Origin of the sequence: Parachlamydia acanthamoebae (genome assembly GCF_000875975.1) — a bacterium.
GTDB lineage: Bacteria > Chlamydiota > Chlamydiia > Chlamydiales > Parachlamydiaceae > Parachlamydia > Parachlamydia acanthamoebae.
The window spans coordinates 192,966-201,172 of sequence record NZ_BAWW01000005.1 but is presented as its reverse complement, the minus strand read 5'-3'; the positions used below and the strand labels follow the sequence as shown (position 1 = coordinate 201,172).

At 38.1% G+C, this 8,207-nt stretch carries 7 protein-coding genes; 5 read left to right on the top strand and 2 right to left on the bottom strand.

The window, feature by feature from the left end; genetic code table 11:
* Window positions 1-105: 105 nt before the first annotated feature.
* Entirely contained in the window at window positions 106-1,908 is a 1,803-nt protein-coding gene (dnaG, locus tag AOM43_RS03315; RefSeq protein ID WP_059359011.1) for a DNA primase, read from the top strand.
* Between the two features lie 26 nt (window positions 1,909-1,934).
* Window positions 1,935-2,792 carry a glycosyltransferase gene (locus tag AOM43_RS03310; protein WP_059359009.1) on the top strand — a complete coding sequence of 286 codons (858 nt, stop codon included), beginning with the start codon at window positions 1,935-1,937 and terminating at the stop codon, window positions 2,790-2,792.
* A gap of 50 nt (window positions 2,793-2,842) precedes the next feature.
* On the opposite strand, the gene AOM43_RS03305 is transcribed toward AOM43_RS03310, so the two are convergent.
* Window positions 2,843-3,493 (bottom strand): hypothetical protein, encoded by a 651-nt coding sequence (locus AOM43_RS03305; RefSeq protein ID WP_059359006.1) that lies wholly within the window; start codon window positions 3,491-3,493, stop codon window positions 2,843-2,845.
* Between the two features lie 549 nt (window positions 3,494-4,042).
* On the opposite strand from AOM43_RS03305, the gene rlmN reads away from it, so the two are divergent.
* The 3 genes from rlmN (at window position 4,043) to uvrC (ending at window position 7,487) form a co-directional block, all read left to right on the top strand.
* Window positions 4,043-5,095 (top strand): dual-specificity RNA methyltransferase RlmN, encoded by a 1,053-nt coding sequence (rlmN, locus tag AOM43_RS03300; RefSeq protein WP_006340971.1) that lies wholly within the window; start codon window positions 4,043-4,045, stop codon window positions 5,093-5,095.
* Between the two features lie 63 nt (window positions 5,096-5,158).
* Window positions 5,159-5,641: a hypothetical protein gene (locus tag AOM43_RS03295; protein WP_013924834.1), complete on the top strand. Its 483-nt coding sequence runs from the start codon at window positions 5,159-5,161 to the stop codon at window positions 5,639-5,641.
* Window position 5,642: 1 nt separating this feature from the next.
* Complete coding sequence (uvrC, locus tag AOM43_RS03290) at window positions 5,643-7,487, top strand: excinuclease ABC subunit UvrC (protein WP_059359004.1); 1,845 nt, start codon at window positions 5,643-5,645, stop codon at window positions 7,485-7,487.
* On the opposite strand, the gene AOM43_RS03285 is transcribed toward uvrC, so the two are convergent.
* Window positions 7,468-8,205: a hypothetical protein gene (locus AOM43_RS03285; RefSeq protein ID WP_059359002.1), complete on the bottom strand. Its 738-nt coding sequence runs from the start codon at window positions 8,203-8,205 to the stop codon at window positions 7,468-7,470. The two genes, uvrC and AOM43_RS03285, sit on opposite strands and share 20 nt — an antisense overlap.
* Between the last annotated feature and the right edge of the window lie 2 nt (window positions 8,206-8,207).

Below are 8,207 nucleotides of genomic sequence, written 5' to 3'. Positions count from 1 at the left end.
AAAGATCTTTTTTTCTTCAAACGCATGCCCGACTTGCAGGCAAACATTTTTTACGGCAAAATAGTCCCGATCAAATTGAAAATGTGAAGCCCGAGAGGAATTAAAATGCCAGTTTTTACCAAAGAAAGCCTTGAAACTTTACGTCAGAGAATTGATTTGGTGGATGTTCTATCCGCGCATCTTGATTTAAAACGGGCGGGAGCTTCTTATAAATCTCTCTGCCCTTTCCACGATGAAAAATCTGCGTCATTTGTGGTACAGAAAGGGGATAGCCATTATCACTGTTTTGGCTGTGGGGCACATGGGGACGCCATCCATTTTTTAATGAACCATTTAAAAATGAGCTTTCTTGAAGCCGTAGAATATCTCGCTAACCGTTTTCACGTACATTTGGATCAAGTTGAAAATGGTGAAGAAACCAAGACGATCAATAAGGCGCGTTTAAGAGAAGCCCTTGCATTGGCTGCTGAATTTTATCATTTTGCTCTCTTGCACACACCCGAAGGTCATCAAGGCTTGCAGTATCTTTATAAAAGAGGGATTGATTTAGCCTTTATTCAATATTTTAAAATTGGATTTGCTCCTCCATTTGGCATGCTTCGCAAAGTTTTACATGCGCGTTCGATTTCGGATGATGCCATGCTAGAAGCGGGGCTTATAATTGAAACCAAAGAAGGGAAAAAAAAGGATTTTTTTTACGACCGCATTTTGTTTCCTATTCATCATCCAACTGGAGGCGTCATTGGATTTTCAGGGAGAAAATTCAAAGAGGAAACATTTGGTGGTAAGTATGTCAATACGGCGGAAACACCTTTATTTAAAAAATCTCGAGTCCTATTTGGTCTGAATTACTGCCGCAAAAGAATTGCAAAAGAGCGACGCGCTATTATTGTCGAAGGTCAAGTCGATGCATTACGTTTAATTTATTCGGGATTCAATATGACTGTTGCTGGACAGGGCACAGCTTTTGGAGAAGGGCATGTCAAAGAGTTGATGCAGCTCGGTGTCCAGGTTGTTTATTTGGCTTTAGATCCCGATGGAGCTGGACAAGAAGCTGCGGCGAAGATTGGAAATCTTTTTCAAAAGGAAGGAGTGGATGTTAAAATTGTTGCACTTCCCCTTGGAATGGATCCCGATATTTTCTTACGTGAAAAAGGACCTGAAAGTTTTCAAATCCTTTTGCAAAAAAGTATTGATTATCTCTCTTTTCTTGTTACCCATTTATCAAAAAAATTCAATAGTGCCTCGCCTGCGGGTAAAAGTGAACTGGTTCAGACTGTCACCGAGCAAATTCAAAAATGGAACCATCCCGTCATGGTGCACGAAAGTTTGCGACAATTGGCGCATTTAATGCAGGTGCCTGAAAATATGGTCAATCAAGGAGTGCTTCCTCGTTCTTCACATGCTTTTATGAAAAAAGGAGCAAGTATTGGAACTGCGGCTCAAGTTGACCCTGATCGCATTTTAGAGTGTGATTTATTGCGTTGGATGCTATTAATGGGTGAGACACATCCCCACTTTATCGAAATGGTTTGCTTAAATTTGAAAGTAGAAGATTTTTATCATTTGGTGTGTGGCCGTCTATTCACGGCTTTTTTAGAAGGATATAAAAATCAGAAGGTGCCCGATCTCCTTTCATTAGCGATAGCCATTGATGATGAAGAAGGACAAACACTCATTTCTGAAATTCTTGAGAAAAAAATCAATAAAGATAAAGCTGAAGGATATTTCAAAGAAACGGTGCAACGCATTTTAGATCGCAATTGGATGAAAATGCGTGAGGAGATCAAGATGAAAATTCAAAGTGGACAACTTTCAGATGATGAGGCTTTGGATCTTGCGAAACGTTTTGATGAACTTAAACGTAATCCGCCTCAACTGAAAGTCATTATTCCAACAAAAGAATAGATTACAAAGGCTATAGCTTTCTTTATATGATAGATAAATCAGGACATATCTACGATAACACGGTAAACTTCTCTTCTGATTTTCAGAATCCCTATCCTTACGAAGACTACGCATATCCGAAAGTAACCATTGTTGTTCCTACATTTAACTGTGTGCACACCGTTTCTCTAACTTTAGATCATATTTTAAACCAGCTATACCCGCGTTTTGAAATTGTGGTGGTTGATGCGGGTTCTAAAGATCGAACTTTGGAAGTGATCAAAAATTATCGGGATGAGCGGATTAGGATTTTTTCAGTTTCAGGTTATCATCGCTATGAGATGCTGAATAAAGGGATTGCTCAAGCGGAAGGCGAGTATCTGAATTGTCTTTTTCCTGGTGATTTTTATTTAGGACGTGAAACCCTAAAATATATGATGACGCTTGCCTTAAACCACCAATCTCCTGATCTGGTTTTTTGTGGTACATTTCTTCGAAATGGCCGCTCGGAACCTAAGACGCTATTTCGACATCTAAATCTAAAGCTTTTGAAAATGGGGCAACAACCAACAAGCTTACAATCTTGTTGGTTCAAAACTGATACATTAAAAGTCTTAGGAAAATTCAATACCTCATACAAATTGAGAGGTGGCTATGAATTGTTGTGTCGCTTTATTTTAAATCGTCGTTTGAAGAGCATTTCAACTAATCGTGTGTTAACGGATTATGATTTACGTCTAGTGACACGTCGCATGGTTCTAACTCATTTTTATGAAACAATGAAAACCGTTTTTCATTATTTTGGCCTCTATGCAACTTTTCGATGGTTATGTAGACAAAAAGATATTCTGCGTTTTTTAAAGCTATGGTTGAGAAATGTGAGGGGGGCTTTTCTGGGTAACTAAGAAAGGAAAGATGGCAGTGATCTGCCATCTAAATCTAGATGAGATAAAAATTAAACTAGATCGTCGTCTTCGTCTTCATCTTCATCATTGTAAGAATAAGCGAGAAGTTGATCTTCTTCGTCTTCATTATCGGAAAATTTATCTTGTTTTGTTTTTCCACCGCAAGAGCATTTTGCTAAAGCATCTTCATCTTCATCATCATTCGCAGCTAGAAGATTTTGCTCTTCTTCGTCTTCGTTAGCAACGAGAAGGTTTTCTTCTTCTTCGTCATCGCTTGCAGCTAAAAGATTTTGCTCTTCTTCGTCTTCTTCACTAGCAGCGAGTAGGTTTTCTTCTTCTTCGTCATCGCTTGCAGCTAGAAGATTTTGCTCTTCTTCGTCTTCGTTAGCAACGAGAAGGTTTTCTTCTTCGTCGTCATCGCTTGCAGCTAGAAGATTTTGCTCTTCTTCGTCTTCTTCACTAGCAGCGAGTAGTTTTTTTTGTTCTTCTTCGTCTTCTTCACTAGCAACGAGTAGGTTTTGCTCTTCTTCTTCAGCTTGAAGATTTGCTAGCTCTTTGCCATGCTCTTCTTCATCATCGTGATGATAAATTGCTGTTGAAAACTTTTGAGCTTCTTCTTCTTCTTGCTTGGTATCGTTCGCATAGCTAGCACTAGCTGCAAAGATTGAAAGCATTGTGATTAAAAAAGTTTTTTTTAGCATAAGACACTCCTGTGTACAATTTAGTTACTTATCGTTTCAGTTTATATTTTCATGTAATTGAGTACTCTTGCATTTGAGTAAAACAACCCATCACAACAATAGAAAAGTACAAATTATATGGATGCAAGAGGTTTTCCGCAAGCTTGTCAAATTTTGCCCGCATTTCTCGTTGTCTACCACGTGCACTTCTGAAGTGTGCATTTTTTTATTTTCTAAATGTTGTTAATACTTGACATATTTCAACGATTGTTAGCGTTAAATTCTGGATTCAAAAGATTAATGCCTGTTTACTAAACAGGTTTTATAGAATGTAATCCACGAGTTGATGCCACAACTCGATCATTTTCTTATGCATGAACAATATCTAAGTGGCAAATAAGCGACAAGAAAAAAGCAAAATCTTTTTTGGTTTTAATTAAAAAAATAATGAAACTTTTTGATTCTCATATATCAAGCTGAAAAAATCAAAGCATTGAAGAATATGTGGGTATGTGATAAAATTTTTTCCTTTAGTTGACCGAATTTAAAATTTATCATGAGATTTAAAAGATGCATCAGTTTTTTGAAATGACAGAAGAAGAACTCAAGACTTTATTGACTTCTCTCGATCAAAAACCATTTCACGCCAAACAATTAATCGATTGGGTTTATGGAAAAGGAATTATTGATTGGAATGAAATGACTAATATTAGCACTGATCTAAAAAAATTACTTCAGTCGCAAATTTCACTATCACATCTACAGCTTGTACATGTAAAACCATCGGCTGATTTAGAAACATATAAATTTTTATGGCGATTAAAAGATAATAAACTTGTTGAATCTGTATTAATTTGCTCCGGAGATCGGCGTACTGTGTGTGTGTCCTCGCAGGTGGGATGCCCTGCCAAATGTGCTTTTTGCGCATCTGGAAAACAAGGCTTTTTTCGCAACTTACGTCCGCATGAAATTGTTGAACAAGTTTTCCTCATCAACCAATGGCTGAAAGACAAAAATGAACGTGTTTCTCACGTTGTTTATATGGGAATGGGTGAGCCTCTCAAAAATTATGATCCAGTCATCAAGTCAATCCGTTTACTCAGCAACCCTGAACTTTTAAATCTTTCGCAAAGACGTATTACCGTTTCTACGGTGGGCATCGTTGAAGGAATCAAGCGTTTAAGTCGGGAAGAGCTCAAAGTAAGCCTGGTTTTATCCTTACATGCGCCTAATCAACATATTCGTCAAAAAATCATCCCTTATGCTCGTAAATATCCTTTAGACGCAATTATGGAAGCGATGGATGAGTATGCAAAACTGACAAAACGGGATATTACTTTTGAGTACACTCTAATTGCAGGGATCAATGACCATCCCGATCATGCCTTTGAATTAACGCATCTTTTGCATGGTAAAAGCCAATTTACCGTCAACTTGATTCCATACAACCCCGTTCCTGGCTTGAGATTGAAAAGACCTGAGAAAAAAGCGATTAAACAATTTCGCGCTGTTCTTTTTGGAGCGAAAGTTGTCAACACCTGTCGTTATACAAAAGGGGATGATATTGCCGCAGCATGTGGTCAGTTAGCATTGCAAGAGCTTGAGAAAGAAAAAATTGCCTAACTATTGAATTATTTAGTATAATAATAGTGTTGCAAGTGAAAACTTGGAGTGAAGGAGAAAAACGTGAATACGAATTTAAATTCTCCTGCTGGAGGAGATTCTCTTCGGCAATTTTACAATCAAGACAGCTCTCTTTATAAATCGCAAGATGAGCAAAAAGAACCAGTAGAAGAATTCTCTGAGGCAGAAATTGGACTATCTAGAGAAGATAGCAAAAATGAAGATTGTGAAATAGATCAACCTGCTCAAAATGTTGAGGAACAACTAGAAAATCAGAGCAAATCGACGCAGCTTGAACGCAATAAAGCAAAGACTAATGCAATCTTTTCCAAATACCTGACTAAAGATACAAAAAAAAATCTAGAAACGGAAGAAGAGCTTACACTCGAAATTCGCAACGAAAAACATTTGCGTGAGCAACGAGAAGCTAAAAAGCAAGAGTTCAAAAAACAATTAAAGAAAACCCATAAACATGGGGAACACTCTCAAAATTTAATGGATAAAACTAAACAAATCGACGCAAATCGTATAAATCCGCAAGCCTGATATGCCTTTTGATCCTAAAACTCTCTCTCTTTATCCAAATCATCCTGGTGTGTATTTAATGAAAAATCGCACCGGGATGATTTTATATGTCGGCAAAGCCAAAAATCTCCGCACCCGCATTCGACAATACTTTATGACAAGCGGTGACGGCCGCGAAATGATTCCTTTCCTTGTTCCCCAAATAGAATCCATTGAAACGATTAGCGTTACCTCTGAAAAAGAGGCTTTGTTGTTAGAAAGCCATCTAATCAAAAAGCACAAACCGAAATATAACGCCCTACTAAAAGATGATAAAAGTTATGTCGCTTTAAAGATTAATGTGAAAAATCCTTGGCCCATGCTTAGTCTGGAGCGTTACCGTGGTAAACCAAAAGCAGATGGTGTTTATTTTGGTCCCTATACGCACGCTGGGGCTGCACGGCGTACCCTGGATCTTCTCCATCGCCTTTTTCCTCTCCGTCAATGCTCAGACGCGGAATTTGCGCGCAGAACACGTCCCTGTATTCTTTATGACATGAAACGGTGTATTGCTCCGTGCGTACAAAAATGCACAAAAGAAGAGTATCAGATACAAGTGGACCGGACGATCAAGTTTTTGCGCGGGCAAAATAAAGAAATTCTACAAGAAATGTATCAGGAAATGGAAACTTATGCGGAGAATTTGGAATTTGAAAAAGCTGGTAAATCGTTAGATACCATACGTTATATTGAAAAAACGATCGAACCTCAGTATGTGGATAGTGTGTCAGGTAAAGACGCCGATGCTTTAGGTATTTATCGACAGGGTGAAGACGTGATGCTTTGTCAGTTGTTGTTTAGAGAGGGAAGGTTGACCTCCTCCCAAAGTTTCAATTTCACAAAAATAGCGGACGATGATGCCGAATTATTGACTTCTTTTGTCTTGCAGCACTACCAAAATCGAGATTTTTTACCTCATGAAATATTGCTTCCTATAGAAATAGAGGATGAAGTTGCTCTCACCGAACTTTTATCTGAAAATCGCGCCAGAAAAGTTCAAGTGTATGCTCCTAAAAGAGGGGGAAAAAGTGTTTTAATTGACATGGCTCAAGCGAATGCCGAAGCCTCTTTTAAGAAAGAAAAGAATGAGCAAACGCTGCGTGAAAATATTTTATTAGCCATACAAGAGCAGTTTCATTTAACCAATTATCCAAAAAGAATTGAATGCATTGATAATTCGCACATTGCTGGTACCGAGCACGTGTCTTCAGTCATTGTCTTTACCGATGGTAAAAAAGACACAAGAAATTATCGGACTTATACACTCAAGCAAGCCGGTCCTTCCGATGACTATGGGGCTATGCGGGAAGTGCTCACCCGTCGGTATGGAAAAGCTAAAGATGAAAATGATTTGCCTGATTTATTGATCATTGATGGGGGGAAGGGGCATCTCAATATTGCCCTTAAAGTCTTGGCCGAATTGGATATCATTTCTGTGAATGTGATAGGCATTGCGAAAGAGCAGGGGCGCCACGACCGAGGATTAACGCTAGAGCAGGTTTTCTTACCAAATGTGAAAGATCCTTTAATTCTAAAAGTGACCTCTCCCATTCTCTTTATTTTGCAACAGATACGAGATGAAGCCCACAGATTCGTCATTAAGTTTCATCGTAAGCGTATGCAAAAGCGAACCATTAAAAGTATTCTCGATGATGTGCCAGGAATAGGACCTGCCAAAAAGAAGGCTCTTTTGAAGCATTTTGGCAGCATAAAAAAAATAAAAGAAGCTTCCGATGAAGAGCTCAAAAAAATGAAAGGAATCAGTGAAGGGAATATTGTGCAACTACGCCAATTTTTCGCCGTTAAGGCTAACGATGATCCTCAATGAAAGTATCAATAGCATGTAAGGCATTATTGAAATTTTCCTGCCTTAGACTGTCAATTTTAGCTTTCCAAGAACTGACAGCCTTTAAATCTTGAAATTCGGGACAATTGATACGCTTAAGTTGATCAAGATTGTCTAAAAATGGTGCCATTTGATCATATAAATTTTTTCGTAAAGTCTCTTTTTTCTCGGGATTGCCATCCAAAAATTCAATAGCCTGTATTTTGTATTCATTTAAAATTTGAAGATCGCGTTCGATAATTTGATTGGACGCTAAAACGATGTGATCGATGACCGCTTTTAAAACTTCCTCTTTATCTTTTGCTTTCGTGTATAGCTGAACCCATAGTTTTGCTTGCTCGATCCACTTCATATACCGTTGTACAGTTTTTTCATGAACAGCAGGAAGAGAGGCATTTTGTGTGATATGGTGCAGTTGCTGAATACTGCGAAGCATTGGATCAATCACTTCAAAAACAAGTGGCTGTAAATCTAAATCTACCCCTGCCTTGATCTTTTCCAATTCTTCTCGAATTTGCGTGCTATTCCAATGCAGCTCTTGAATTCTTCCTTGTAAGGGATTTTGATTTGGCTCACTAAAAATTTTACGTTTGAGTTTAGAAAATAATTTCGAAACAAATGAAGATGAATTTGTTTTAGAAGGGTGAATATGGACTTCAAGTTTTTGATAAAATAATTTATCAGGGGGATGTTTAGTCATTG